This is a genomic window from Bacillus cereus group sp. MYBK245-2 (assembly GCF_051916145.1).
GTDB lineage: Bacteria > Bacillota > Bacilli > Bacillales > Bacillaceae_G > Bacillus_A > Bacillus_A pacificus.
In genome coordinates this window covers 265,137-290,919 of the sequence record NZ_JBQAGB010000005.1, presented here as the reverse complement: position 1 = coordinate 290,919, position 25,783 = coordinate 265,137, and the positions used below count along the sequence as shown (strand labels likewise).

Below are 25,783 nucleotides of genomic sequence, written 5' to 3'. Positions count from 1 at the left end.
CAATAATAAAAGGATTAAGGCAAAATTAAAAGGATTGCCTCCTGTAAAATACAGAATTCAATCCTTATTAGCTGCTTAAATATATGTCTAACTTTTCGGGTCCAGTTCACTTCGTGGAAAAGGTAAGGGCGGTTCTCAGCTAAAACGTTAATGTAATTTTCTTATAACCGCACCTACTACCACCACAATAGCAAGTTAGGTTACAAAGGCAGAAGTTTCTCAGGCTTCTGTCTTCTTTATTTTATGCAAAATTCATACTATATACTCTACCATCATTGTAACACATTTTATTTATTTTTAGTCAAGATAAAAAACACCTAAAGAGTTTCTCTTCAGGTGTTTCTCTATTTTACGCTAACGCAGCTGCATGCTCTTGTTGATCTACAGGAATGACAGCGTCTGTTAATGCTTTTTCTAGTTCTGCTGTGTATTTCATTTGCTCTTCTTTACTCCAGCCTAGTTTTGTAGCCATGTAGTTGATTACTGCTTCTTTCCACTCGTATACCCAGTGGATGTTGAAGAATACAGCGCCTCTGCGGCGTACGAAGAAGTCGACTGGTTTTGCTGTCATTTCGTAATCCATTGCGTATACAAGTGGGATTAGAACGTCTAGCGGCATGTTGTATTCTTTCGCTTCGTCTTTATGTTTTTTCGCTAATTCGAACAATACGTCAACGTTAGAGCCATAGAATTTCGCGAATTCTTCTGCCTGTGCTGTCGTTAAACCGTATTTCGTACCTTCGCCTGCTTTTTTCGCGATAAATGCTGGTAATCCTTTAGAGCCATCTACATGTCCACCAGATATTGGCATATGTTTCGTTGAGCTCTTCGGATATGCACTATGGCCTTCTTTTTGTAGTAAGTTCGTTACATAGTCTACTACCATTTCAGCCATTTTGCGGTATCCTGTTAATTTACCACCTGCGATTGTAATTAAACCAGATTCAGAAGTCCAAATTTCGTCTTTACGAGAAATTTCAGATGCACTCTTACCTTCTTCGTAAATTAACGGACGAACACCAGCCCAGCTTGATTCGATGTCTTTTTCCGTAATTTTTACGCTTGGGAACATGTAGTTAATCGCATTAATGATGTATGTGCGATCTTCTGTTGTCATTTGTGGTACAGCTGCGTCTTTATCATAGAACGTATCTGTTGTACCTACATAAGTTTTCCCGCCGCGCGGAATCGCGAATACCATACGTTTATCTGGTGTATCGAAATAAATTGCTTGCCCTAATGGGAAACGTTTTTGGTCAATTACTAAGTGAACACCTTTTGATAACTGAAGTACTTTTCCTTTTTTCGAGTTATCTTTTTCACGAAGTGTATCTACCCAAGGACCAGCTGCGTTTACAATTTTCTTACCGTAAACTTCGTATACTTCACCATCTAGTAAATCGATTACACGTACACCACATACTTTTCCATCTTTATATAAGAAACTATCTACTTTTGCATAGTTAACAGCTTTTGCACCGTGCTCAATTGCTTCTTTCATTACTTCAATTGTAAGACGCGCATCGTCTGTACGATATTCTACGTAGTAACCGCCGCCTTTTAATCCTTCTTGTTTTACAAGAGGCTCTTTCTTCAGCGTTTCTTCACGGTTAAACATTTTTCTGCGCTCGCTTCGTTTTACACCTGCTAAGAAGTCGTATACACGAAGACCAATTGATGTACTGAATGATCCGAACGTACCGCCTGTATGGAACGGAAGTAACATCCACTCTGGTGTTGTTACATGGGGACCGTTCTCATATACGATCGCACGCTCTTTCCCCACCTCTGCTACCATTTTCACTTCAAGTTGTTTTAAATAACGTAGACCACCGTGTACAAGCTTCGTTGAACGACTTGATGTACCTGCTGCAAAGTCCTGCATTTCAAACACAATTGTTGATAACCCGCGTGTTGCTCCATCTAATGCAATACCAGAACCAGTAATACCTCCACCAATTACGATCACATCTAATTCTTGTTTATTTACTCCGTTTAATACGTCTTTACGTTGTTTACTTGAAAATTTCATGGTAATTCCTCCCTTTGATAACGAAAAAAGAGACCACAAACTCCGCTATAGATTTCGCCTCTATAGCGTGTTGTGGTCTCTCCAAATCTCCTACCGAATTATTAACTTGTCACCATTATAACACTGTTTATGATTATTTGAAAGCTTTTGTTGCTTCAATTGCTTTTTTCCATCCAGCATATAGCTCTTTGCTTGTTTCCGCTTCCATTGTTGGTTCAAAGCGTTTGTCCATATGCCACTGTTCTTTAATTTCATCTTGGTTTTTCCAATATCCAACCGCAAGACCAGCTAAGTACGCTGCACCTAAAGCTGTTGTTTCATTGATCACCGGACGCTCTACAGGAACATCTAAAATATCACTTTGGAACTTCATTAAGAAGTTATTTTTAACTGCTCCGCCATCAACGCGTAATGTTTTCAGTTCAATACCTGAATCTGCTTCCATTGCGCATAATACGTCTTTCGTTTGGTAAGCTAAAGATTCTAGTGTTGCACGAATGAAATGCTCTTTCGTCGTACCGCGTGTTACACCAAACATAGCACCGCGTACTTCACTATCCCAGTAAGGTGTACCTAATCCTACGAATGCTGGTACAACGTATACACCGTCAGTTGATTCAACGCGAGAAGCATACACTTCACTCTCACTTGCATCTTTAAACATGCGCATTCCGTCACGTAACCATTGAATTGCAGAACCTGCTACGAAAATACTTCCTTCTAATGCGTAGTTTACTTTACCATCTATTCCCCATGCAATTGTTGTTAATAGACCATGCTCAGAAGCTACTGCTTTTTCACCAGTGTTCATTAACATGAAGCAACCAGTTCCGTAAGTATTTTTCGCCATACCTTCACCGAAACAAGCTTGTCCAAATAATGCTGCTTGTTGGTCACCAGCTACACCTGCAATCGGTACATTTTGCCCGAAGAAGTGATAGTCAATTGTTTCTCCATACACTTCAGATGATGGACGTACTTCTGGAAGCATGCTCTTTGGTACTGTTAACATGTCTAGAAGCTCATCATCCCACTGTAAGTCGTGAATGTTAAACATTAATGTACGTGATGCGTTTGAGTAATCCGTTACGTGCGCTTTACCACCAGATAGTTTCCATACAAGCCACGTATCAATTGTTCCGAATAATAGATCGCCGTTTTCTGCTTTCTCTCTTGCACCTTCAACGTTATCTAAAATCCATTTTACTTTCGTACCAGAGAAGTATGCGTCAATTAAAAGACCTGTTTTTTCGCGAACCATTTCGCCATAACCTTTTTCTTTTAACTCATCACAAATTTCAGCTGTTTGGCGAGATTGCCATACGATTGCGTTATAAATTGGTTTGCCTGTTGTTTTATCCCATACAACCGCTGTTTCACGTTGGTTCGTAATACCGATACCAGCGATTTGTTCTGGTTTTACATCTGCTTCGCTTAAGCAAGTTGCGATAACCGCTAAAATAGATCCCCAAATTTCTTGCGCGTTATGCTCTACCCAGCCTGGCTTTGGAAAATGTTGTGTAAATTCTTTTTGAGCTGAATGAACAATTTCACCCTTTTTATTGAACAGAATTGCACGTGAGCTAGTTGTTCCTTGGTCTAATGAAAGAATATATTTTTTCATATCGGTTTCCCCCTTATGCTACTTTTCTACTATTTGTATTGCTTCCACTTTTTTTACTTGTCATATAAGAGATTGCTAGTACAATCACAGTTGCAATAATTACATAAATAAGTGCTGCGTTTTGTTTTCCTTCAAATACAACTTGATGGAATAATCCTGCAAGTGATCCACCTAAAATTGGACCTACTACTGGAATCCATGCATACTTCCAGTTTGAACCGCCTTTTCCTGCAATCGGAAGGAAGAAGTGCGCGATACGCGGCCCTAAATCACGTGCTGGGTTGATTGCGTATCCTGTCGTTCCACCTAATGATAAACCAATACTTACAATTAAGAAACCTACGATAAATGGATTTAATCCATCTGCAAATTTATTTGCACCAATTGCTAATATACCAAATACTAAAACGAATGTTCCAATCATTTCACTTAAAAGGTTTGCAAATGTGTTCGGAATTGCTGGACCTGTTGCAAATACGCCTAACTTTGTTCCTGGATCTTCTGTTTCTTTCCAATGTGGTAAGTAATGTAAATATACGATAACTGCCCCGATAATTGCCCCAATCATTTGTGCTGCGATATAACCAGGTACGTCACTCCATGGGAACGCTCCCTTAAATGCTAATCCTATCGTTAAAGCTGGATTCAAATGTGCCCCACTAATTGATCCAACCGCATATGCTGCAACCGCTACTGCTAAGCCCCAGCCCATTGTAATAACAATCCAACCAGAATCTTTCGCAAACGACTTCTTTAAACTTACACCAGCACAAACGCCGCCACCAAGTACGATTAACAACGCAGTCCCTATTAACTCTCCTAAAAATGCTGACATAGTATCCCTCCACAATCAATTTAAACGCTTTCAAATGTGATAGAGGTAAAATGAATGGCCATTCGTTTTTGTCAAAAGAAAAAGACCCACAGCTTTGCACGCTTCTATATAAATTTATATAGAAACAATGAAATGTGGATCTCTTCTTTTCTCCGTCACGTTTATTAACTTGTCTATAATGTTAACCGTTAATGAAAGCGGTGTCAACAGAATTATTTCACATTTTCGTCACTTTTTTTGGTAATGTTTCCATAGTTCGCGTTTTGATGTCGTAATTGCTGTCGCACCAGCATTTAAAGCTCTCTCTACATCATCAACAGTACGAATGAAACCACCTGCTAAAATCGGTACACCAGTACGCTCTTTCACTTCAGCGATAACGTCCGTTAATGCTCCAGGAAGTACCTCAATATAATCCGGTTTCGTCTTATCTAAAAGATTGCAGCTCTTCTCCATCGCACTCGAATCGATTAAAAAGATGCGTTGTATTGCCACAACACCTTTTTGCTTCGCCTTCATAATCACGCTCGCCTTCGTTGAAAGTAACCCGTACGGTCTAAACTCCTGACATAAATACTCCGTCGCATGCCCATCACTCTGCAAACCATGAATTAAATCCACATGTAAAAACACCTTTTTACAATATTGCTTCGCAAGTGATATAACACTCTTCAATTGACCGACATGAATATCTAAAATAACGATATACTCATACGAACTATGTAATAGCTTTTCCAAATCTTTAATTTGCCTCACTGCCGGCAAAATCTTTTGTTCATGAAATTCCATTCTAAATTTCCCCTTCTTTATGTCATCCTATCCTTTATAGTACACAATTTGAGTGAAAAGAACAGCTAGTGTAGGGGATTTCTTTCATTTTTCTCGTTCTTCTTTTAAACGTTCACTAAAAATCATACTATGTTTCTCACCTATCTACGTCTAGTAAGAGCAAATACATGATGATGAGTAAAGCGAGTTGTCGTTGCGTTGGCCGTGCAACTTGTGCGTTACAGCTTATAATGGTGCTATTTAGTATGCACATTCTATATGCTATGTTCCAATAATAATTTCCCGAACAATAACCGTGCTTCTTAATATTGTCGTTTTGTGTCGGTAAGTCGATATCCTTTGTCGAATCGTCGATATATTGAAAAAATCGTTGATATATTTCAGAAAATGAAAAATTGGATAACGACATGTTATCCACTCTCCTGTTATTATAATAAAACCGAATCTTTATCACTATCCTGATTACGTTTCTCGCGTTCTTCTGCTAAACGCTTCATATACACTTCGCCTTCTTTTTCGATAAACTCATTATCCATCTCTTGCTCTTTTTTTGAAGTATATAAAACCATGTAGCCACTTAATACGATCCCAACGATTACAAGATACACCCACCATGGTAAACTTTCCACTCAACTTCATTCCTTTCCTTAGACAAGCCTTATTAGTTTCACTGTATGAGGAAAGAAGTGGATTTATGCTTAAAATTTTTATTGTGGATGCTTCGCGAAGAACGCTTGTACATATTCCATAAACTCGATTGGTTCCTGACGAAACGGTGCGTGGTATCCTTTTTCAATAATATGGAACGTACTATTCGCAAATAGCCCATGATACAGTTCACCATTTTTCCAAGAAACGCTCTTATCATTTCTGCCCCATATAATTAGAGTCGGCACCTTAATTTTATCGGCTTCCATCGCAATGCGGCGCTCTCTCATTTTCGTCAGCTGATCATAGTGCTCTTTATCGTCACGACTATTTTTCACTTCATTTTTATTATAATCCGTAATCTCTGTTACAGTTTGTAAGTCTGTCGATAATGGCGGCACTTCATAACTTTCTTTTTGCTGGAAAGACTCTATCCCTGTAGAATCCGCTAAAATGAGATGCGTCACTGCGTCAGGATATAAATATGCTAAATTGAGGGACATCTCTCCGCCCATCGAATGACCGAGCACCGCAAACTGATCGTATCCGAGCTTCTTCATTAACTTATAATATAAATTCACTTGCGCAGGAAATGAATACTGAAAATCAATCGGCTTAGAAGAACGTCCAAACCCTAAAATATCAACTGCAATAATTGTATGGTCTCTCGCAAGTTCCGGATAAATATCACTAAATCCATCTGAAGAACCCCCAAACCCGTGCAGCATAAGTAAAGGAGGCTTCCCCTCACCAATTTTCTTAAAATAAATCGTCTGCCCGTCAATTTGTGCCATACTCTCTTTCGTATTTAGCTTCATCATAACAGTATCTTTTACTTCTCCAACCTTCGCAATTGGCTTATCAACAAAGTTACATACGATAAGCAAAACGAGCACAATACCGCTAATCATATAAAACTTAAACCGTTTCAACATTCCCGTCTCCTTTCTCTTGTTGCTATTTAAAGTTTTTACATTTTTTGGTTGTTTTATGTTCTCTTTTTTAATTGTAACTGATGTAGTTACAATTATACTAAAAAAATATTACTCACTGCTATTAGTGATAGTTATTTTGTAACTATTATAGTTACACATTTAAAGTAAGTCAATTCTTTTCTCTGCATGGCCTAAAAATAGAAAAAGGGACTTCATGTTGAAGTCCCTTTCTTTGTTATTATAGTTGGCTTACTCCGCCGCCGTCTCCTCTATTATCTGCTGGTGCTCCGCCATCTCCTTTATTGAAGTTGGCTGGCGCTCCACCCGTGTCTCCTCTATTAAAACTAGCATAGTCTGGTTTTACTGGTGCTCCACCAGTATCTCCTTTATTAAAGCTAACATAGTCTGGTCTTGCTGGTGCTCCGCCTGTGTCTCCTCGACTAGCGTATTGATTAGATTCAGTAGAGCTGTTTAATCCTATCGCTAAAGTCCCCAAAAGTGCTAATCCCGTTATTAATTTACTAAGTTTTCCCATTATTTCAAAGCTCCCTTTTCTAAATATTTTTTATTCGCTTTATTATTTATATAAAAATATTTACTTGCTTTGATATGATTACCTTCTTCATAAAATTGCATTGCTAATTTTTCACTGTATTCTTTTATACATTCTAACAAATTTTTACTTTCAAAATACGCAATGCTTTCTAATACAATTTTCTCCATTTCATTTGCATTAGAGCCCTTGTTCAATTCTTCCAATATCATAAAACGATATTGAAATTCTTTATTTTTTAATTCATTACATATTTCAATTCCCATCGCAATATATTTTTGCGCTAACTCAATTTTACCCAATTTACAATACTCTTCAGCCACTGTAAAAATCGCTTTATAATGTTTAGGTAATTTCTCAGCAACTTCAGCAGCATGACGAATGGCCAAATCAGATAGATTTTGAGTACCATATAACCAGGCTAAATTGTTTCTAATCATCAGAACGTACTTTTTATGATTTAATCTTTGGAATACATCTAAAGCAATATTAAAACTTTCTTCAGCTAATTCAAATTGCTTTAATTCCACGCAACATAAACCATATATATTCTCACATAGTGCAACATTAATTTGGTACCCAGGATGATTTACAAATTCTTCTTTCGCTTTTTGAATATGGTGAATAGCTTTCACTTCCTGGTATGTATGATAGTAAAATTCACCTAAACGATAATTAAATTCTGCTTTTTCACAAGGATTTTGAATGTATTCTAATAATTTTTCTGCCTGTTCAAATTCTTTACTAGCTTCCTCATAATTTTCAACCATTCTAAAATAAAGTGCTTTAAACAAATGATAATAATAAGCTAGCAAACCTTCTTGCGGAACTTCAAAAGATTCTACTTGATTAAAGTTACCTTCTTTAACGGAAACCCAATCACTCAAAACTTGATACCTAAAATTCAATAACGCATGATAAAGCAATACATCTTGATCCACGTCCAAACCACTAATCTTACTATCTATCTCTTCCTTCATCTCCGTTGCTTTCTCTATATTTTGCTGCAACATTACACGATACCAATCATCTAAAGAATGTTTCATTTGCTCCCGCGTTACTACATCTGCTCCCATACACTCCGCATCCCCTTTTATCCAAAATTAGTATTTTTATACAATTATCAAAATTGTATATTACCACTCCTTTTCTATGCATTGAAAAACAATTATCAGAAAATTAAATATTTTAATTAATTATACCAAAGTTTTCCTTTTTAATAACTTGAGAAACAATTGTCAGAAAACTCACTAGAATAAATAAAAAAGCAAGCAGTTCCAGCACTCCGCTAAAACTACTTGCTCTCCTACTTACTATCTCTATTTTTACTCTTTAATAAATTCCTTCGTACTTCTCACTGTATCAATTGGACGAACTAATTTTTCGATTTCTTCACGTTTTGGCTCTAGGAACGGAGGTAAAGATAATTTTTCGCCAAGTGTTTCGTATGGTTCATCTCCCATAAATCCTGGGCCGTCTGTTGCAAATTCAAATAAGATTTGTGGTGCAACTCTCGCGTATAATGACTCGAAGAAGTGACGATCTACATAGCCAGATGAAGGAAGCCCAACGCTACTGATTCTCTCAATCCATTCTTCTAATACAGCGCGATCTTCTACGCGGAATGCAGCATGGTGAACTGTACCAAAACCTTGTCGTGCTTCTGGAAGAACCGTATTATGTTCTACAATGACAGATGCACCGTTTCCGCCTTTGTTCACTTCAAATAAATAGAATTCTCCTTCTTGCGCAACCTCTTTAAATAATAGAACTTTTTCTAACACTTCTTTGAAGAAACTAAAGTTTGCAATGCGGATGAATACAGGTCCTAAACCAGTAATTGCATATTCTAATGGAACTGGTCCGTTTTGCCACGGTGTACCTGATTCGATCCCTTTATCAAGTTCATCTGAAATTAATTGATAGTGTTGATCATCGAAATCAACGAAAGAAAGAGTTTTCTTACCAAATTGCTCTTTAATTCCTGTATGTTCGACTTCCAGGCGGTCAAAACGTTTCACCCAATATGCTAACGCTGCATCAGTTGGAACACGGAATGAAGTTTTTGAAATTTCATTCGTACCATGCACTCCTTTTGGAATACCTGGGAAGTCAAAGAATGTCATATCTGTTCCTGCACTACCTTTATCATCTGCAAAGAATAAATGATACGTTTGAATGTCATCTTGGTTTACTGTTTTTTTAACTAAACGCATTCCTAAAATATGAGTGAAAAACTCATAGTTTTTTTCTGCACTACTTGTAATTGCTGTAACGTGGTGAATTCCTTTTAATTGGTTCATTTTATATTCCTCCAATGGTTTTAAAATTTATATTTTCTCTTCTATAGGTGCTAAATTCGCTTCAATTTCTGCACGCTGATCTTCTAGGAACGGTGGTAAATCAAGTTTTTCTCCTAAATGTTCTACATCGCCATCAACTGTAAATCCTGGTCCATCTGTCGCAATTTCAAATAAGATTCCGTTTGATTCGCGGAAATATAAGCTTTTAAAATAGAAACGGTCGATGATTCCTGAAGACTGGAAGCCTCTTTGTATCACCTGTTCTTCCCAATAAGCAAGCTCTGCATCATTTTTCACACGAATTGCTAAATGGTGGATGCTACCGCGGCCCGGTTTTTCAGTAGGACCATCTAAATATTTCACAACGATTTCTCCAAAAGCCTCGCCTTTAATGGACTGAAAAATTGCTTCCTCTTCGCTGCGGCTAACCTCTGTATAACCAAACATCTCTGTAAGTGTACTCGCCATTTTATCAAGTCTACGAACTGTCATTTCCACAGAACCCATTCCTTGAATTTGATGCTTTGCAGGAACTTCTGATTTCTCCCAAGTTTCCCAGTGCTCCACTTTTTCTCCGTTTGAAACGAGTAGTACTAAGCGAAGTCCTTCAGCATCCTCAAATTGTAAAGCAGGACGATTTGCATATGTTGTTATTTCACTATGTTTCACATCAAATTCCTCAAATCGCGCTTTCCAGTAATGTAAGCTTTCCTCGGAAGGAACGAGTAATCCAATTCGAGTAATCGCATTCGTACCGCGGTACGTTTTTCCTACTAAAGGAATTTCAAAAAAAGATAATTCCGTACCTGGACTTCCTGTTTTATCTCCATAAAATAAATGATACATTGATGGATCATCTTGGTTTACTGTCATTTTCACGCGACGTAAACCAAGCACATTTTTATAAAAGTGATTATTTTCATTTGCATTTTTCGTAACCATTGAAATGTGATGATGCCCTTTAATTTTATACATTCGTAATTCCTCCGTTTCATTTTACTAGTCAAGTGATATCTAAAAAATAATATGCTTCTTAGCTTTTTAATTTATTCTCATTATATTTTTGTACATTCATCTTAGCTTTTACTGAATAAGTTACTTTGTTTTGTAAATCAAAAGCAACTGAGTGTATGCTTTTCATATGCCTCAATCGCTTTCGTTACTATCACTTTACACCTCAAGTGATTAAAAAGCAAGAGATTTATCTCAAATTCGAGATATTTTTTTATTGCATAACATTTTGAACTGGAAAACGATGAATTTCTATATGGGATAGCGTCATAAGAATGTGGATTTACAACGCTAAGTCTTTTTTATAAACTTTTCCTTACGTTTTCATGTATCCATTTCCGCATCAGCTGTAACGTCCCTCTAACATAATTGTTATCATATTTCTTCCTTCTAATTGGAGCGGAATTTGATAAGAGTGATGCGAACACTGCATCTTCCAATCTGTTTCCCACTCTATTTGTTCATCCGAACGAAACTGAAGAGTTGCTTGAAGGATTGGAAAACGTGCTTCAGTTCCCCTAAATAGGAAGTAAGTATGTATCACATTTATGATGATTTGAGCAAGGGGATACTGCAAAAGTGGTGCAATGAAGGGGGAATATAAAATAAGAAGATCAATCTAGAAAGAATATCTAGTTCGATCTTCTTTTATTTCTCATTAATGCATTTTTACCCTTAAAATAAAATACTCAATAGGTGGATTATTCTTCATATCCTCAAAATCAGGTCTAATTTTAAAGTCAAATTCATTTGTTATATCGCTCAATGAATAAAGGTTTGTTCCATCTACACTTGTATGAGGAGCAATATATCCTCTTTGATCCCAATTCCCTTTGAAATCTGATGGTATTGTACTTTTTCCGTTTTGTTCTATTTTAGCCCCAGGTGCACCAGAAAAAATAGTTTGGTTTGTAGTGTTATTAATTGTGTACTTCACACGAACTATATTATCAGCTTGTTCAACTTTATGAACTGTAACAATAATCCCATGTTGTTCTAAAGTTACACTTGTAGCCGATTGCTCTTGATTTTGATTAGGTTTTTGTTCATTATTGTTTGAATTATTATTCGAGTTATTACTATTATTAGTGCCCCATTCATTATTTGTATTAGTGTTATTATTACCATTAGAATTGTTTGCATTGCTGTTATTGTTATTATTGCCATTAGAGTTATTTGCATTGCTGTTATTGTTATTACTGCCATTAGAGTTATTTGCATTGCTGTTATTATTATTGCCATTAGAGTTATTTGCATTGCTGTTATTGTTATTATTGCCATTAGAGTTATTTGCATTGCTGTTATTGTTATTATTGCCATTAGAGTTATTTGCATTGCTGTTATTATTATTGCTTGAATCATTATTATTGTTTTGTTGTTTACTAGATTCAGCATTTGTTTTTTCTTTGTTATCAGTTACACCACAAGCTGCCATAGAAAATGCCAATCCCGTTGCTAATAAAATTTTTCCCGATTTTTTCTTCAAATATTTCATGGTATCCTTGTCTCTCCCTCTTCAGATCCTATTGTCATTTTAAAAAAGAATACTAGATCCTTCTCAAATAATCCAAAAAATCCCTTTATATGTATATAATTTTACAAGAAGTCACCATTATAGTCAAAGTTATTTGTATAATTAGAAACTTAAATCAATTAGGTGCATATTAAAAAGAAAGAACAAAAAAATTTCACGTGAAATGTAACTTATATAGACTTAACTTGATAGAGATGGGGGCTCACCCACATTGTAATGAAAATATACTTTAAACAAATTTCAACATAAAATTTGGATCTTATTTTTAGACCTATTGTAAAGGCTGAAGAGATTCTAACTTTAATATCTGTCATATTCAATCGACACACATCTAAAAAGTTGATACGCTCCCATTCTAGTGGCAAAATATGTTTTATTAGTTCTTCGTTACACCCATGCGTACTTCTTAACTATTCCATTTAATTTCCAATAAAAAAACAGCCTCACTAAGCGTATTAACACTTAATGAGGCCACTTTATTCACACTATTAATTATGGAACGACGGCTTATAGAACGAACGATTATCAAGAGCAAAGACACGCTCAGTGTATTCACCTGGTTTTGTGCGTCCTAATGCGCGGTCCATCATGTTCATTTTTGCATCTAAGTTATCGATGTAATGCAGAATTTCTGCTTCTTTTACCAATGGTGGTTTTGGGCTACCCCATTCTGCTTTTCCGTGGTGAGAAAGAACGATATGTTGAAGAATTAATACTTCTTCTGCATCGATTTGCAGCTCATCTGCTGCTTTCCCAATTTCGTTCACCATAATTGAAATGTGGCCTAGTAAATTTCCTTCTAACGTATACGTTGTAGAAATTGGGCCAGATAATTCGATTACTTTACCAAGGTCGTGTAAAATAACGCCTGCATATAGTAAGTCTTTATCTAATGATGGATATAGATTTGAGATAGCTTTCGCTAAATCAAGCATCGATACGACGTGATAAGCTAGTCCAGATACGAACTCGTGATGGTTCTTCGTCGCTGCTGGATAGTCTAAAAATTCGTTTTGATGCTTATTTAATAAATGTCTTGTTAGACGTTGAATGTTCGGGTTTCTCATTTCAAATATGTATTGCGTAATTTTCTCAACCATATCTTCTTTTTTCACTGGTGCTTTTTCTACGAAGTCTGAGATATCCGTAACTTCATTTTCATTCGCAACACGAATTTGTTTCACACGTAATTGAATACGGCCTTTGTAGTTTAAAATATCTCCAGCTACTTTCACGATTGTTTCCGCTACATATTGTTTCTCAACTTCTGGTGATACGTCCCACAATTTCGCTTCAATATCTCCACTTGGATCTTGTAAGATTACTGTTAAAAATGGCTTTCCATTGCTTGCGATACCTTTTGTCGCTGTTTTAATTAACAAGAAAATATCGACTTGTTCACCAACTTCATACTCTGCAATTTTCTTTTTCATTCGAATTCCTCCACCAAATCAGTTACTTTTAGTATAGCACACTACAACTCATTTTCTTTACGCTTATGCGTTAATTTTATAATCTGTTTTTCTGTAAAATACGTTAGTAAATGCGCATGGCATGTAAAGAAGATCACTTGTCTATCTTTTGCAATTTCCTTTATAAGTTCAATCGTACGATTCGTCCTTACCGCATCAAAATGCACGAAACTATCATCAATAATAAATGGATAATCATGCTCAAATATTTTTGCTAACGCAAATCTCAGCGATAAATACAACTGCTCAGCTGTCGCTTGGCTTAGTTCATGACTATAAAAACGCATACCATCGTTACGCTCTACAATAAACGGCTCCGCCTCTGACGGTGAAAAGATTTTACTATATCGTCCGCCTGTTAAATAGACGAAATACTCTTCTGATTTTTGTAAAATACGAGGAAGATGTACTTCATGATAATATTGCTTCGTTTTCGTTAACACTGTCTTTGCAGTCGCATACGCAGCCCACTTCTTCACTTGTTCACGCACTTGCGCTTTTTTCATTTCCCATTCGTGCAGTAAATCGCCGTACGTACTACCTTCTTCTAAATTCGCAATTTCCATACGATGTTTCGCAATGCGCTCCGTCAGTTCTTTTTCCTTTGTAAGACAGTTTTGCATGACTGTCATTTCTTGCTTTAATTTTTCATCATAACCATCAGCTTCGTAATGTTCAGCTAATGATAAACTCGTTAAACGTTGTTCTAACAGATCAATTTGTGGTAATAAACGCCCCACTTGTTTCTCTGCATCTTCACGTTTTTCCGCTAGTTTACCTGCCTCTAAAAACATCTCTTCATTTGTAGCTTCTGCGATATGCCATAAACTATCTCGTTCTACTAACAGTTGTTTCAATTGCTCTTGCATGAACACATATTCTTCTTGCCATTCAGCTAGTTTCTCTTTTAGCTGCTTACAAGTTTGGCGTTTTTCTTTCTCATTTTGCATACGGCTTTGCGCCTCGTGCAGCTTACTATACTCCGCACTACCGATAACAGTTTCTAGTTTATGTTCAAATTGCGAAATCATTTCATATAATGAAGATTTTCGTGTGCCTTGCTTCTCTAATTCACGATATAATTGCTGCATTTTTTCCATACGCTCAAACGCCGGCAATATGTGCGCATACGTATAAAATTCAGGGAACGTATAACGCTTTTTATACACATTGACTTGTTCGCTCGTGCGGAACGTTTCTCTCTCCCATTCCTCATACGATGAAACGACTTTATCATACGCTCGCTCCATTTGCTGCAATTTATATGACTCACGCTCAAATAATTTACGAACCTCTTCGTCTTTTTCTAACTCATAACGAACAGACATCGCTTCTTCACTTTGTCTCCCGCCAGCACTTTGCTGAAGAGTAAGGAGCTCTTCTTGTAACCCACTTGACGGATCTTTATATAAAACAAGAACAAGAACAATCCCTACAAAAACAATGACACTAATAAATAAAAGCGCTCGGTTATCTATAAATAAGCTTGTGAATAAAACGCCTGTGTTAATAAGGAGTAACAGAAGACAAACTCTTTGCCACTGCTTTTTCTTTTGCATAGCCGCTCCTGCTTTTTCCTCATATTTGCGCTTCATTCTCTCAGCGCCTATACCGATAAACGCCGCATCTTGGAACGATTTTTCTTTCTCAACTAACGTGTTTCGTTCTTCATCCGCTAACATTTGTTGCTTAATCTGTCTTATATTTTCTTCTTGTTCTTCTAATTGCTCCTGCGCTACTTTAAAACGATCATCAAGCTGTGCTTTTTGCGTTTCTAATTCGCGCGCCTTTTGTACTGCCTGCGTAATTAACTCTTTCGTTGCCAAACTCATATCAAACGACAGGACTGTTTCTTTTTCAAAAGTAGCACCAATTTGTTGCTCGAGTTCCGCAAGCTCTTCTTTTATATTCGTAATCGTCCCTGTCACATCACGCATTTCTTGGCGTGCATTTTCGTAAGACATATGCTGCATACGAAGTTCTTCTACATAACTTTCTTTTTGTAAAAATTCTTCATCTATTTGAATCGATTCTATTTCTGACTGCACATTCTCTATTTTTTTATGCAGCGAGTCCACTTGTAATTGAAGCGGCTCCATCTTCGCCTTAATCGCTTCATAACGCGCCATTCCGTTTACCGGAAATTGCCCGCTCTCGTTTTCTAACACTTTCTCATACGCACGCTTTTCAATAACGAGAGGCTCTAGCGCTGCTAATATTTCATAATCTTGCTTTCGTTTTTCTGCATTCTCTTTTTCCACGCGAACAGAAGCAAGTTTCTCTTCACTTTCTTTTAACTGCTCCACCTGTTTTTCATACGTGCCAATTTTCCCTTGCCACTCTTTCATCTTCTCTTCAAGTTTCTTCATCTCTTGCAGTGACACATTAATTTCTGGCTTACGACCACTCGGCTTAAAGCGCTGATCCATTTCTTTCTCTAGCTTTTTATCTAGCTGCAATAATGCATCGCTTCCGACTGCACTTGCCGAAAACAAATAATTGCCGATATCCGCTTCGCCTAGCTGATGAATGTTTTGAAGACCATGCATATCAAAAGAAAAGACCGATTCAAATAAACTTTCATTCATCCCGGTTAATATATCGTGTAAAATTTCTTCGCCGCCCGTTTTCCCGTCTTCAAAATAAACGGTTACCTCGCCATTGGCTGTCTTTGGTAATCGTTCAATTTTCAAACGGCCGTACTTCTCTGTTTGTACAGTGATCGCACCGCCATACTTGCCGCCTTCTTTCGGCTCATAACGGCGTTGTCCTCTCGTCGGAAAACCGAATAAAATACTTTTCATAAATGAGCGAATTGTCGATTTCCCCGCTTCATTTTCACCGTACAACACCGTCAGCATTGACAGATCCATTTCCACATTTTCTAATTTTCCGTACCCATAAATATGGAGTTTTTCCATTCTCATTTCTTATTCCTCTCTTGCTGGAATAATTGTTCTAAAATAATATTTTCTGCTTCCTTTTGAATCTCTCTCTTCTCTTCCTCTGTAAAAGATTCAATACTATTACGCGCTACAGGAGATGTCCAAATGGTGCGCAATACTCCGTCCATATTTGTGAAAGCTTCTAACTCCTTTAGCACACTACCGACGAAATGATTTTCTTCTTTCAAACGCTCGATTTCTGCAAAAGAAACCGTCTCATTTTTCCACTTCATCGCATGTACGAAATCTTTTCGTTCTTCGCCAGATGCTAATATATGAAAAATCTCTTCTACACGTTTTTCATCACGTAAATAAGGTGAAAGCGGGCCCTGCCCCGTGAATACGACAGTTAGTAGCGTACCTTCCTCTTCTCTTCGGCACTCATTCATCACAGTTGATGCCGCCGTCATAAGTTCATCAACAGTTTCAAGTCCATCAATATTCACTTCTATCTCATCCCACACAACATCAGCCGTATGGAAAAATGAACATTGCGTTCCTTGTTTCGTAAGTTCAATCAGGTACGCACCCTTCTCGCCTGTTTCCTTACGATGACGACCTTGTATGTTCCCTGGATAAACGATGTATGGCTCTTCTAATAAAATTTCACGTTTATGTATATGGCCAAGAGCCCAATAATCAAACTGCTTTTCTTTCAGCTCACGAATTTGAAACGGTGCATAGCGATTATGCTCTGCATCCCCTTCCACACTTCCGTGAAGCATGCCAATATGAAAAAGCGCATCACTCATTTTCGTATACTGCGCTGTCATATTATCCGTTACCGCTTGCTGCAAATAACTAAACCCGTAAATAGAAGCTAACAACTCACCATTTTTATAAAATGATTTCTCTTCTACGTAAGGCTCCGTAAACACGTGAACATTTTCCGGAAACTCAATTGCTGCCCAGCTTCCCCCTAAATGATCGTGGTTACCGTGAATAATAAAAACAGGGATATCGTACTGCGAAAGTCTCTTCATTTGCTCGCGCACAAACACTTGAGCCCTCAAACTTCTCGTCTCCGCATCATACAAATCCCCGGCTAGCAATACGAAATCAACGCGCTCTTGAATCGCTTTATCAACAATACGTTCGAATGATTCAAACGTACTTTGTTTCATTCTCTCCCAAACAGACTGCGGTACATTCATCTCCATCCCTTTAAACGGACTATCCAAATGCAAATCAGCCGCATGTATAAACTTCACTTGTTTCACAAATAACGATCCTTTCTATGTTTCAAAAGTTTCACCTTATTGTAACACGCAATGTCATATATTTCTTTGCATATTCTAGTGATTTATGCCAAAATAGTTATAAGATTCTGATTTCTATTATTGGAGGGAATTTTCATGGGAGTATACGTTCTAACAGTCTTTGAAAAAGATGGTTCTAAAGCATTAGACGAATCATTCGAGGCGGCAACTGAAAAAGAAGCGAAAGCAAAAGGTGAATCTCTTTTACGAGAAAAAGGATTGTATGAAAAAACACATCGCTGCACATCTTCTGCAGGTAAGCTCGTTTTATTCCAGCGCTAAAAAAAGAAGCGTCATCCGCTTCTTTTTCACTCTACTATATCTTCGTCACACCACGTAAACACCACATCTAGAATGCGATTACCGATACGTACGCGCTTATTCCATTTTCCTGTTTGGATCTGATGTTGCAATTCCGCTTTCATCTTTTCCGTCCATTCGTGAATCGTTTCACTACCGTCGTACGGATATACGCTTGGAAACTCTTCCCGCAGTAGATGCAAGCTCTCTGCATCAAAATGAAAATGGAAGAAGTAGTTTGCTGTAAGCGATGGTTCTTGCAATCGTAAAAACTGATCATCAATTTGCTTTCTATTTCGATAGAAAGTAAAAATATTCACTTTACCACTCGTAATTTGGTCAATTTGAATTTCGTGCTTCTCTATAATCACGTCTTGTCCACCTCGTTGTATACTATCTTTAGTATATATGTCTTTTGCAACAAAGTTAACCATTTTCGCGCGAAATTCATTTCCTTCATTATATTACCTGTACCTCCATATGCAATCAGAACAAATAAAATAAAGTTGAAGGGGAGCGATCACATGTATTTCGGAAGCAAAGGTTGGTATGTAAAAGAACTTAAAAAATTAGGTATCCGTACTTATGAAGGTAAAAAACTAGAATCGTATCGTACGCATGTGTTATCTAGTTTACTTGAGAGAATGAAGAGAGCTTCGGCTTAATAAAAAATAGAAGAGGCCACTTTTCAAGTGGCTTCTTGTCAGAGTATTAGGAAACCCTTCCATGGTAGTATCTTTATCCATCTCTTTAACATAAGGTTTATCCGTGAGAATTAATTCCGTATGCTCACCAATCCACTTATGTATCCATAGCAAATCTAGCTGCTCGTAAATCAGTGTCATTAATTTCAAATCCACCTCCTTGTAAGGGTTCAACTGCAACATCAACTAGTGTAAAATTATGTCTTTCATTCACAAAGACATTTTTATTTTCCATTAAACCTGCTATGTGCATGGCTATCAATAATCATATTATTCTCCATCCCTTACGTTTTTTTACTTTGTTGCCATTTTTCTTTCTTCAAATACTTCCGTAGCAACTGTCAAAATCGTATTTAAAGCTATTGGAAAACCACCATAAATCAACATTTGCATCATTACTTCTACAATTTCTTCTTCTGTCCACCCTACATTTAAAGCTCCATTAATATAAAACTTAAGTTGTTGCGTATTTCCTAATACCGTTAACCCAGCTACTGTAGCTAATAGACGAGACTTTAAATCTAATCCTGGTCTTGAAAAAATTTGTCCGTAATTAAATTCAACAGCTAATGTGCCTAAATCTGGTGCAATAGAATCTTTAAAACTATCGACAATCGCTTGATAATTCTCCTCGTCTATTTTTTTCAGAATATCTAGACCTTTTTGATAATTCTCTTCATTCCTTACCATTATGCATCGCCCCTTTTCATATTTTCAACCATTTTTAAGCTCTTAACCTCATTTTTCATGTTTAAAAGACTCGTAAATCCTAAACTCACCATCACCATACCTGTTATGCAAACTCCTAGCCAACCCCAATTGCTCCAAGCTAATACCCCTATATACGATCCAAGTGCCCCACCTAAAAAAGTGGCTACCATATACAGTCCATTTAATCTACTACGTTTATCTGGGGAGAGCTGAAATATTCTGGCTTGACATGCAACTTGATTTGCTTGTGTACCTACAGTTACTAATAATGCAGATAAAATTAAAGCAGTTAACCAGTAACCTAACGTAATAGAAATAATAAATGCTATGAATGTAATTGTCATACAAAGAGTATTCGCATAAATTGGACCCTTTTTATCAATTACCCGCCCAATTATAGGAGTAGCAAATGCACCTCCTATTCCAACTAACCCAACTAATCCTACAACATCACTTCCATATGAATAAGAAGGTGATTGTAGAAGGAAGCCAAGAGTTGTCCAGAACACGCTAAATGCACCAAATATCATTCCTTGGCTTATACAAGCTTGACGCAGTACTTTTTCTTGTATAAACATGGGGCCTAATGAAGTCAATAACTCACTATACTTCATAGAAGCAACCCCTTGACTTTTGGGTAGTAAAAGTCTTGTGAGTACAATGATTACCAGCATACTTGCAAAGGAGACCCAATACATTGCTCTCCAACCAAAATGCACGTCAATCAAGCCACTAACAAAACGTGCTCCTAAAATCCCACATACCAAGCCTATGGCTACATTTCCTAGGACCTTTCCGCGCACCTTTTCATCAACCAAACTAGCTACAAGGGGTACAATTATCTGAGGAATAACCGTACAAATCCCTATCAAAAAGTTGGTCACCACAAGCCAAGTCACATTTGGTGAAATAGCGGCTGCTGCTAGTGAAAGACTTACTGCACATAGCAACGTTAAAATTAATTTTCTTCTCTCAAATATGTCCCCAAGTGGTACTACTAAAAGATTCCCTAAAGCATATCCTACTTGTGTTAAAGTGGCTACAATACCAATAGATGCTGCTGCTACATTAAATGTCTTCCCCATGCTTACAAGCAAAACCTGATTTAAATACACATTCGCCACTGTAAATCCACAAGCAACTGCCATGAAAAAGATTACTCCCTTTGTAACTCTTGGGTTTTCTTGTACAGAAGCATTGGCTTTATTCACTTTATTCACCCCCTTTATCAAAACTACAACTTTAATATAAAACAAATATTTTAATGTAAATAGATATCCAGTTATACTAGTATTAACAGTACTACCTTAAAGAAAGGGGCTTTTTATGAACAGTGAACAGGAAAGAAAAAAAGAACTCGGAAATTTTTTGAAGTCTAGACGCAACCGACTTTCTCCACAAGATTTTGGATTACCAATTAGTTCACGCAGAAAAACCAAAGGATTACGTCGTGAAGAAGTAGCACAACTAGCTAATATTGGGGTAACTTGGTACACGTGGATTGAGCAAGGCCGAGATATCCAAGTCTCAATACAGGCTTTAGAAAGTTTAGCTGATGCCTTACGCTTAGATAAAGAAGAACGTGAGCATATGTTTTTATTAGCTCATCAACAGTTACCTCCTGAAAAGCCTTTAAAAACTGATGACGAAGTAAGCCCTGTACTACAAAATTTTATAGATGATTTAAAGTTTTACCCGATATATGTAACAGATCAACTTTGGGATGTTGTAACCTGGAACCGTGTTGCAAGTGCAGTATTTGGAGATTTTGAAACTATGAGTTTCAAAGAAAGAAATGCAGTTTGGAGATGTTTTGCCTCTCAAGAATATCGAACCTTATTAGCAAATGATTGGGAGGCCCATGCAAGGAGACTTTTAGCACAATTTAGAGCTACATGTAGTCGTTTTGTTGGTGAAGAATGGCTCAAAGAAGTAGTGGAAGAATTAATGGCTATTAGCGTAGAGTTCCAAGAATGGTGGCCCGCTCACGATGTTCTCGGTACACCGAGTGGAAAAAAGGAAATCCATCATCCAATAGTAGGCACACTATTATTCGAACATATTACATTCCGGGTGTATGACGCTCCAGACTTAAAACTCACTATGTATCGACCTAAAGACCCAGAAACTTTAAATAAATTAAGACAATTACTACAATTAACTTCCAATTAAATATAAAATACATACTCATACTAATTATTAAATAAGGCCTACACTGCAAATTATGCAATACTAGGCTAAACCTTACAAACTAGAACGGGAAGAATAATAGCCTTTTGTTCCCTTTTATTCATTTTCAACAAAATAGCCCTTCAAACCAAAAATGCTATAATAAACCCAATCAAACTAAGGGGGAACATTTATCGTGCACGGAAAACACATTCAATTTCACAAGTTCGGCAATCCAAAAGATGTACTACAAGTTGAATATAAAAATATAGAACCATTAAGAGATAATGAAGTGCTAGTTCGTATGTTAGTTAGACCGATTAATCCATCTGACTTAATTCCAATAACCGGAGCGTACGCACATAGAATTCCGTTACCTAACATACCTGGTTATGAAGGTGTTGGCATTGTAGAAGATGTAGGGGCTTTTGTTTCTAGAGAACTTATCGGCAAACGTGTTTTACCGTTACGCGGAGAAGGTACTTGGCAAGAATATGTGAAAACATCAGCTGATTTTGTAGTCCCTATTCCTGATTCCATCGATGATTTTACAGCGGCACAAATGTATATTAATCCTCTTACGGCGTGGGTTACATGTACAGAAACGTTAAACTTACAACAGAATGATGTTTTATTAGTGAATGCTTGTGGATCCGCAATTGGTCATCTTTTTGCGCAGTTATCACACATTTTAAACTTCCGACTCATTGCCGTGACAAGAAATAGTAAACATACAGAGGAATTACTTGAGCTTGGTGCCCACCATGTAATCGATACTTCCACTACCCCGCTTTATGAAACCGTTATGACATTAACAAACGGGCTCGGCGCGGATGCTGCAATTGATTCTATCGGGGGATCAGATGGAAATGAATTGGCTTTCTCCTTACGTCCAAACGGGCACTTTTTAACGATCGGTCTTCTATCAGGTGTACAAGTTAACTGGGCAGAGATTGTCACGAAAGCAAAAGTGCACGCGAACATATTTCATTTACGGCATTGGAATAAAGAAGTGTCACCATATAAATGGCAAGAGACGTTTCGTCATTTAATTCACTTAGTAGAAAATAAGCAATTACGTTTTATGAAAGTACATTCTACGTATGACTTAGCAGATGTGCAAGCAGCGGTTGATGTTGTGCAGTCTGCTGAGAAAACGAAAGGCAAAGTGTTTTTGACGAGTTATTAACTACAAGTGAAGGATCTATTTTGAGTGTTTTTTTAATCGACTACATGAATACGAAGATAAATGCATTCAAAATAAGAGCATATTATGTATAGACTCATTTGAAAGCAGCTTAAATGATGAATATAAGGAGTAGCACCTATATTCCGAAAAAAATACGCTAAGCAAGATAAAATAAAAAAGCTAAGTTTATCCTATTAAGAATAAACTTAGCTCTTTTTATTAATACACGTAGTTCACCTGAAAAATCCATCTGTTCTATAACCTAATATTTCAATAATTCCACTATACGCCTATTCATATAATATCTTTTATTGTAAATCTTCGAACTCCAGCAAAAGTAAATATAATAACAAATAAGCAACTTAACATATAAAAACTACTAAATTGAGAGAAATTCTGCAAACCTTTTAAATGAATAGGATCCATGGCTAATCCCGGTTGCGCAAATGGCCATATATATCCGATATTTAAATAATGAAATATCATTCCTACGCATGTAAAACCAAAACTCATTCCAACTGGAATTGCAAAACTTTTTATAGAAGATGAAAGAAATAATTGTAATGCAGCAATTGAAAATGTACCAATCCATCCATTGAATGACCAATTTAATAATGAAACCCACGGAATAGGACTTGCAATACCTAATAGTTTACCAATTACGATATAAGCAATTAAAAAAAATACTTGTGTCAATAAAGTTAACATAAAGATGACTAATAACTTTGCCATGTACACATATCGAAATGGGATTGGTAAAGATAATATTTTTTTCCAATTACCTTCACTATGTTCAAAACGGCATACAAACGCACAATACATACTTACTACAACAGGAAATAAAAATAAGCCATAAATTAAGCCAACTTGTGTCCAAGCTTTCTCCCACTCATTTGTTGAGACTTTCATTAAGACATCGTAGTTCACTTGAAAATTTATGAGTCCAAGCGCAATACAAATAAGCGGAATGAATGTCATTACAATCCATATTTTTGAACGTTTTAATTTTAATAATTCGCACCGAAATGAGCTTAATAACATATTTGCATCCTCCTAATGGATATCTTTTTGTGAAAAATGGATAGTGCTAAGAATGATAAATAGTAAACTAACTCCTAGACTTAACAAAAGATTCATCATGACTCCTTGGTTTTGGAAAAATACTATTTTCCCATTGGAAAATGCCCAAGAAATTGGATTTGTAAGAGATGAATATGTCCAAATTATCCATGTTTTCCAAGAAAGCATTTGCCCGGCATATCCCAGAAATGAGCCAATTACACCTGCCATTAAAGCAAATACTTGATTTTTCACTACTAAAGATATCCAAAGTTGCAAAATAACCATTGGAATACATCCTATAATGGTAAAACAACCGTATTTCAGTAATAATATCACCGGAATCTGACTTTCAAAATTAAAAAATTTCCCTATTACTATAATTACAGAAATAGAAATCATACTTGCGTATACAAGAAAAAAGAGGCTGAAGATAATTTTGGTTATGTATACTAGCTTCCTAGATATAGAAATTGCACACAATAGCTTCCAGGTGTTCCCTTTATTTTCAAAATCAATGATCCGAGATGCTATTGTTGCAATCATTATAGGTAAAAACAGTGCATTTATCATACTTAACCTTGAAAGAAGCGACTCCCAATTTAGAAATTCCTTTTTTTCTTGTGACACAATAGCAAATAACCAAAATAACGCTAAAGCCTGTATCAAAAATACTATCAAAAACAATTTCTTTCTTTTTAATTTCAATAATTCACTTCTTAAGGCAGCAACCATTATAAAACACCGCCTTTTTCTGTTAGGCTTAGAAATATTTCTTCCAACGTATGTTTCTCTTCTTGAATCCGATACACTGATAAGTTGTGCTGTACTAATAAATCATTTATGTGAGAAATAAAATAATCTTCTTGTTGCTGCGTAACTAAGCAATTACCGTCAATGCTTAGGTGAATATGATGCTGCTCTAAAATTTGATGCGCCTTCACTACATCATTTACGCGTATTTTCATCGATGCCTGGCTTTTTTTTCGTAACACTTCAATTTTATCTTGAAAAATAAGTTGCCCACTATTAATAATGCCCACTTGCGTTGCAATTTGATCCATCTCATTTAACAAATGACTAGAAATAACAACTGTCATATCATATTGCCTTGGTAGTTGTTTGATGAGTTCACGAATTTCTTGAATTCCAGCAGGGTCTAAACCATTTGTAGGTTCATCTAAAATTAATAGTTTCGGATTTCCAAGTAGCGCCATCGCTATACCAAGGCGTTGCTTCATTCCAAGTGAGTATTGTTTAACTAGTTTATTTTTTTGTTTCTCTAATCGAACAATGCGCAGCACCTCATCAATATTCTTTTTGGGTACTTGTAACATTTGCCGAATAACTTCTAAGTTTTCATAGCCTGTTAAATGTCCATAATAAGATGGCGATTCAACAAGAGAGCCAACCTCTCTTAAAATATCTATTCGATTTGTTTTTAAATCTTGATTGAATATCTTAATGTTACCTGTAGTCGGTTTTATTAATCCCAGTAGCATTCTAATTGTCGTCGTTTTCCCAGCCCCATTTGGACCTAAAAATCCATAAATTTCACCTTTACCAACCTGCATTTGTAATTGATTCACACTATTTACAGCTCCATATGTCTTTGTCAAACCTTCTGTTTCAACGATATATGTTCCCATTATTGGCACCTCTTTTTTGATTAAGCTATCATTTATTATGAAAGTTTTTGCTTAATCTTGAA

26 protein-coding genes are annotated in these 25,783 nt (G+C 36.6%); 5 read left to right on the top strand and 21 right to left on the bottom strand.

Annotated elements, in window-relative coordinates; all coding sequences use genetic code 11:
• Positions 1-79, top strand: a 79-nt coding sequence (locus ACTFRN_RS12030) for an IS3 family transposase (protein ID WP_333563413.1), incomplete at its 5' end; no start/stop codon positions are given.
• Positions 80-349: 270 nt separating this feature from the next.
• On the opposite strand, the gene glpD is transcribed toward ACTFRN_RS12030, so the two are convergent.
• From glpD to ACTFRN_RS11960, 14 genes are all read right to left on the bottom strand, one after another.
• A complete protein-coding gene (gene glpD, locus ACTFRN_RS12025) occupies positions 350-2,032 on the bottom strand; it encodes an aerobic glycerol-3-phosphate dehydrogenase (protein ID WP_000672811.1) in 1,683 nt (560 codons plus the stop codon).
• 133 nt (positions 2,033-2,165) lie between these two features.
• A complete protein-coding gene (glpK, locus tag ACTFRN_RS12020; protein WP_000759988.1) occupies positions 2,166-3,656 on the bottom strand; it encodes a glycerol kinase GlpK in 1,491 nt (496 codons plus the stop codon).
• 13 nt (positions 3,657-3,669) lie between these two features.
• Positions 3,670-4,491: a glycerol uptake facilitator protein GlpF gene (gene glpF, locus ACTFRN_RS12015; RefSeq protein WP_001272193.1), complete on the bottom strand. Its 822-nt coding sequence runs from the start codon at positions 4,489-4,491 to the stop codon at positions 3,670-3,672.
• 228 nt (positions 4,492-4,719) lie between these two features.
• A complete protein-coding gene (glpP, locus tag ACTFRN_RS12010; protein ID WP_000394284.1) occupies positions 4,720-5,280 on the bottom strand; it encodes a glycerol uptake operon antiterminator GlpP in 561 nt (186 codons plus the stop codon).
• Between the two features lie 428 nt (positions 5,281-5,708).
• Positions 5,709-5,909, bottom strand: coding sequence for a sporulation YhaL family protein (locus tag ACTFRN_RS12005; RefSeq protein ID WP_014893241.1), 201 nt, complete (start codon positions 5,907-5,909; stop codon positions 5,709-5,711).
• 78 nt (positions 5,910-5,987) lie between these two features.
• On the bottom strand, positions 5,988-6,860 hold the full coding sequence (locus tag ACTFRN_RS12000) for an alpha/beta fold hydrolase (RefSeq protein ID WP_124878281.1): 873 nt from the start codon (positions 6,858-6,860) through the stop codon (positions 5,988-5,990).
• Between the two features lie 241 nt (positions 6,861-7,101).
• Positions 7,102-7,398, bottom strand: coding sequence for a hypothetical protein (locus ACTFRN_RS11995; protein ID WP_014893242.1), 297 nt, complete (start codon positions 7,396-7,398; stop codon positions 7,102-7,104).
• Positions 7,398-8,492: a tetratricopeptide repeat protein gene (locus tag ACTFRN_RS11990; protein ID WP_014893243.1), complete on the bottom strand. Its 1,095-nt coding sequence runs from the start codon at positions 8,490-8,492 to the stop codon at positions 7,398-7,400. The genes ACTFRN_RS11995 and ACTFRN_RS11990 overlap by 1 nt, the downstream gene beginning before the upstream one ends.
• 249 nt (positions 8,493-8,741) lie before the next feature.
• Positions 8,742-9,719 carry a ring-cleaving dioxygenase gene (locus ACTFRN_RS11985; RefSeq protein ID WP_001072534.1) on the bottom strand — a complete coding sequence of 326 codons (978 nt, stop codon included), beginning with the start codon at positions 9,717-9,719 and terminating at the stop codon, positions 8,742-8,744.
• 27 nt (positions 9,720-9,746) lie between these two features.
• Positions 9,747-10,694 carry a ring-cleaving dioxygenase gene (locus ACTFRN_RS11980; RefSeq protein ID WP_074567651.1) on the bottom strand — a complete coding sequence of 316 codons (948 nt, stop codon included), beginning with the start codon at positions 10,692-10,694 and terminating at the stop codon, positions 9,747-9,749.
• A 694-nt stretch (positions 10,695-11,388) separates the two neighbouring features.
• On the bottom strand, positions 11,389-12,225 hold the full coding sequence (locus tag ACTFRN_RS11975) for a hypothetical protein (protein ID WP_088106473.1): 837 nt from the start codon (positions 12,223-12,225) through the stop codon (positions 11,389-11,391).
• A gap of 527 nt (positions 12,226-12,752) precedes the next feature.
• On the bottom strand, positions 12,753-13,697 hold the full coding sequence (gene yhaM, locus ACTFRN_RS11970; protein WP_000726638.1) for a 3'-5' exoribonuclease YhaM: 945 nt from the start codon (positions 13,695-13,697) through the stop codon (positions 12,753-12,755).
• A 41-nt stretch (positions 13,698-13,738) separates the two neighbouring features.
• Positions 13,739-16,663, bottom strand: coding sequence for an ATP-binding protein (locus tag ACTFRN_RS11965; RefSeq protein ID WP_074567652.1), 2,925 nt, complete (start codon positions 16,661-16,663; stop codon positions 13,739-13,741).
• Complete coding sequence (locus tag ACTFRN_RS11960; protein ID WP_074567653.1) at positions 16,660-17,901, bottom strand: metallophosphoesterase family protein; 1,242 nt, start codon at positions 17,899-17,901, stop codon at positions 16,660-16,662. Before ACTFRN_RS11960 ends, ACTFRN_RS11965 begins: the two co-directional genes overlap by 4 nt.
• 135 nt (positions 17,902-18,036) lie before the next feature.
• Here ACTFRN_RS11960 and ACTFRN_RS11955 point away from each other — a divergent pair, with 135 nt between their 5' ends.
• Entirely contained in the window at positions 18,037-18,222 is a 186-nt protein-coding gene (locus tag ACTFRN_RS11955) for a YhzD family protein (protein ID WP_062821465.1), read from the top strand.
• Between the two features lie 26 nt (positions 18,223-18,248).
• Here ACTFRN_RS11955 and ACTFRN_RS11950 read toward each other — a convergent pair whose 3' ends face one another.
• Entirely contained in the window at positions 18,249-18,611 is a 363-nt protein-coding gene (locus ACTFRN_RS11950) for a hypothetical protein (protein ID WP_124878226.1), read from the bottom strand.
• A gap of 153 nt (positions 18,612-18,764) precedes the next feature.
• Here ACTFRN_RS11950 and ACTFRN_RS11945 point away from each other — a divergent pair, with 153 nt between their 5' ends.
• On the top strand, positions 18,765-18,905 hold the full coding sequence (locus tag ACTFRN_RS11945) for a YflJ family protein (RefSeq protein WP_000273537.1): 141 nt from the start codon (positions 18,765-18,767) through the stop codon (positions 18,903-18,905).
• A 136-nt stretch (positions 18,906-19,041) separates the two neighbouring features.
• Here the strand turns inward: ACTFRN_RS11945 and ACTFRN_RS11940 are convergent, their stop codons facing one another.
• The 3 genes from ACTFRN_RS11940 to ACTFRN_RS11930 are packed head-to-tail and all read right to left on the bottom strand — an operon-like array spanning position 19,042 to position 20,803.
• Positions 19,042-19,206 carry a hypothetical protein gene (locus ACTFRN_RS11940; protein ID WP_154214273.1) on the bottom strand — a complete coding sequence of 55 codons (165 nt, stop codon included), beginning with the start codon at positions 19,204-19,206 and terminating at the stop codon, positions 19,042-19,044.
• Positions 19,207-19,238: 32 nt separating this feature from the next.
• Positions 19,239-19,634 carry a carboxymuconolactone decarboxylase family protein gene (locus ACTFRN_RS11935; protein ID WP_000252034.1) on the bottom strand — a complete coding sequence of 132 codons (396 nt, stop codon included), beginning with the start codon at positions 19,632-19,634 and terminating at the stop codon, positions 19,239-19,241.
• Positions 19,634-20,803: an MFS transporter gene (locus tag ACTFRN_RS11930; protein ID WP_048519793.1), complete on the bottom strand. Its 1,170-nt coding sequence runs from the start codon at positions 20,801-20,803 to the stop codon at positions 19,634-19,636. The genes ACTFRN_RS11935 and ACTFRN_RS11930 overlap by 1 nt, the downstream gene beginning before the upstream one ends.
• Before the next feature lie 178 nt (positions 20,804-20,981).
• Here ACTFRN_RS11930 and ACTFRN_RS11925 point away from each other — a divergent pair, with 178 nt between their 5' ends.
• Positions 20,982-21,827 (top strand): helix-turn-helix transcriptional regulator, encoded by an 846-nt coding sequence (locus ACTFRN_RS11925; RefSeq protein ID WP_001083675.1) that lies wholly within the window; start codon positions 20,982-20,984, stop codon positions 21,825-21,827.
• 193 nt (positions 21,828-22,020) lie between these two features.
• Complete coding sequence (locus ACTFRN_RS11920) at positions 22,021-23,013, top strand: zinc-dependent alcohol dehydrogenase family protein (RefSeq protein WP_074567655.1); 993 nt, start codon at positions 22,021-22,023, stop codon at positions 23,011-23,013.
• 294 nt (positions 23,014-23,307) lie between these two features.
• Here ACTFRN_RS11920 and ACTFRN_RS11915 read toward each other — a convergent pair whose 3' ends face one another.
• The 3 genes from ACTFRN_RS11915 to ACTFRN_RS11905 are packed head-to-tail and all read right to left on the bottom strand — an operon-like array spanning position 23,308 to position 25,721.
• Complete coding sequence (locus tag ACTFRN_RS11915; RefSeq protein ID WP_074567656.1) at positions 23,308-24,054, bottom strand: ABC transporter permease; 747 nt, start codon at positions 24,052-24,054, stop codon at positions 23,308-23,310.
• A gap of 12 nt (positions 24,055-24,066) precedes the next feature.
• Positions 24,067-24,807 carry an ABC transporter permease gene (locus ACTFRN_RS11910; protein ID WP_000225024.1) on the bottom strand — a complete coding sequence of 247 codons (741 nt, stop codon included), beginning with the start codon at positions 24,805-24,807 and terminating at the stop codon, positions 24,067-24,069.
• On the bottom strand, positions 24,807-25,721 hold the full coding sequence (locus ACTFRN_RS11905) for an ABC transporter ATP-binding protein (protein WP_000537654.1): 915 nt from the start codon (positions 25,719-25,721) through the stop codon (positions 24,807-24,809). Before ACTFRN_RS11905 ends, ACTFRN_RS11910 begins: the two co-directional genes overlap by 1 nt.
• Between the last annotated feature and the right edge of the window lie 62 nt (positions 25,722-25,783).

Coding starts and splice junctions, on each gene's coding strand:
- ACTFRN_RS11925 (WP_001083675.1), top strand. CDS start 20,982: ATGAACAGTGAACAGGAAAGAAAAAAAGAACTCGGAAATTTTTTGAAG.
- ACTFRN_RS11955 (WP_062821465.1), top strand. CDS start 18,037: ATGGGAGTATACGTTCTAACAGTCTTTGAAAAAGATGGTTCTAAAGCA.
- glpF (WP_001272193.1), bottom strand. CDS start 4,491: ATGTCAGCATTTTTAGGAGAGTTAATAGGGACTGCGTTGTTAATCGTA.
- ACTFRN_RS11980 (WP_074567651.1), bottom strand. CDS start 10,694: ATGTATAAAATTAAAGGGCATCATCACATTTCAATGGTTACGAAAAAT.
- glpP (WP_000394284.1), bottom strand. CDS start 5,280: ATGGAATTTCATGAACAAAAGATTTTGCCGGCAGTGAGGCAAATTAAA.
- ACTFRN_RS11915 (WP_074567656.1), bottom strand. CDS start 24,054: ATGTTATTAAGCTCATTTCGGTGCGAATTATTAAAATTAAAACGTTCA.
- yhaM (WP_000726638.1), bottom strand. CDS start 13,697: ATGAAAAAGAAAATTGCAGAGTATGAAGTTGGTGAACAAGTCGATATT.
- ACTFRN_RS11995 (WP_014893242.1), bottom strand. CDS start 7,398: ATGGGAAAACTTAGTAAATTAATAACGGGATTAGCACTTTTGGGGACT.
- ACTFRN_RS11945 (WP_000273537.1), top strand. CDS start 18,765: ATGTATTTCGGAAGCAAAGGTTGGTATGTAAAAGAACTTAAAAAATTA.
- ACTFRN_RS11965 (WP_074567652.1), bottom strand. CDS start 16,663: ATGAGAATGGAAAAACTCCATATTTATGGGTACGGAAAATTAGAAAAT.
- glpK (WP_000759988.1), bottom strand. CDS start 3,656: ATGAAAAAATATATTCTTTCATTAGACCAAGGAACAACTAGCTCACGT.
- ACTFRN_RS11985 (WP_001072534.1), bottom strand. CDS start 9,719: ATGAACCAATTAAAAGGAATTCACCACGTTACAGCAATTACAAGTAGT.
- ACTFRN_RS11935 (WP_000252034.1), bottom strand. CDS start 19,634: ATGGTAAGGAATGAAGAGAATTATCAAAAAGGTCTAGATATTCTGAAA.
- ACTFRN_RS11905 (WP_000537654.1), bottom strand. CDS start 25,721: ATGGGAACATATATCGTTGAAACAGAAGGTTTGACAAAGACATATGGA.
- ACTFRN_RS11930 (WP_048519793.1), bottom strand. CDS start 20,803: ATGGCAGTTGCTTGTGGATTTACAGTGGCGAATGTGTATTTAAATCAG.
- glpD (WP_000672811.1), bottom strand. CDS start 2,032: ATGAAATTTTCAAGTAAACAACGTAAAGACGTATTAAACGGAGTAAAT.
- ACTFRN_RS11990 (WP_014893243.1), bottom strand. CDS start 8,492: ATGGGAGCAGATGTAGTAACGCGGGAGCAAATGAAACATTCTTTAGAT.
- ACTFRN_RS11975 (WP_088106473.1), bottom strand. CDS start 12,225: ATGAAATATTTGAAGAAAAAATCGGGAAAAATTTTATTAGCAACGGGA.
- ACTFRN_RS11910 (WP_000225024.1), bottom strand. CDS start 24,807: ATGGTTGCTGCCTTAAGAAGTGAATTATTGAAATTAAAAAGAAAGAAA.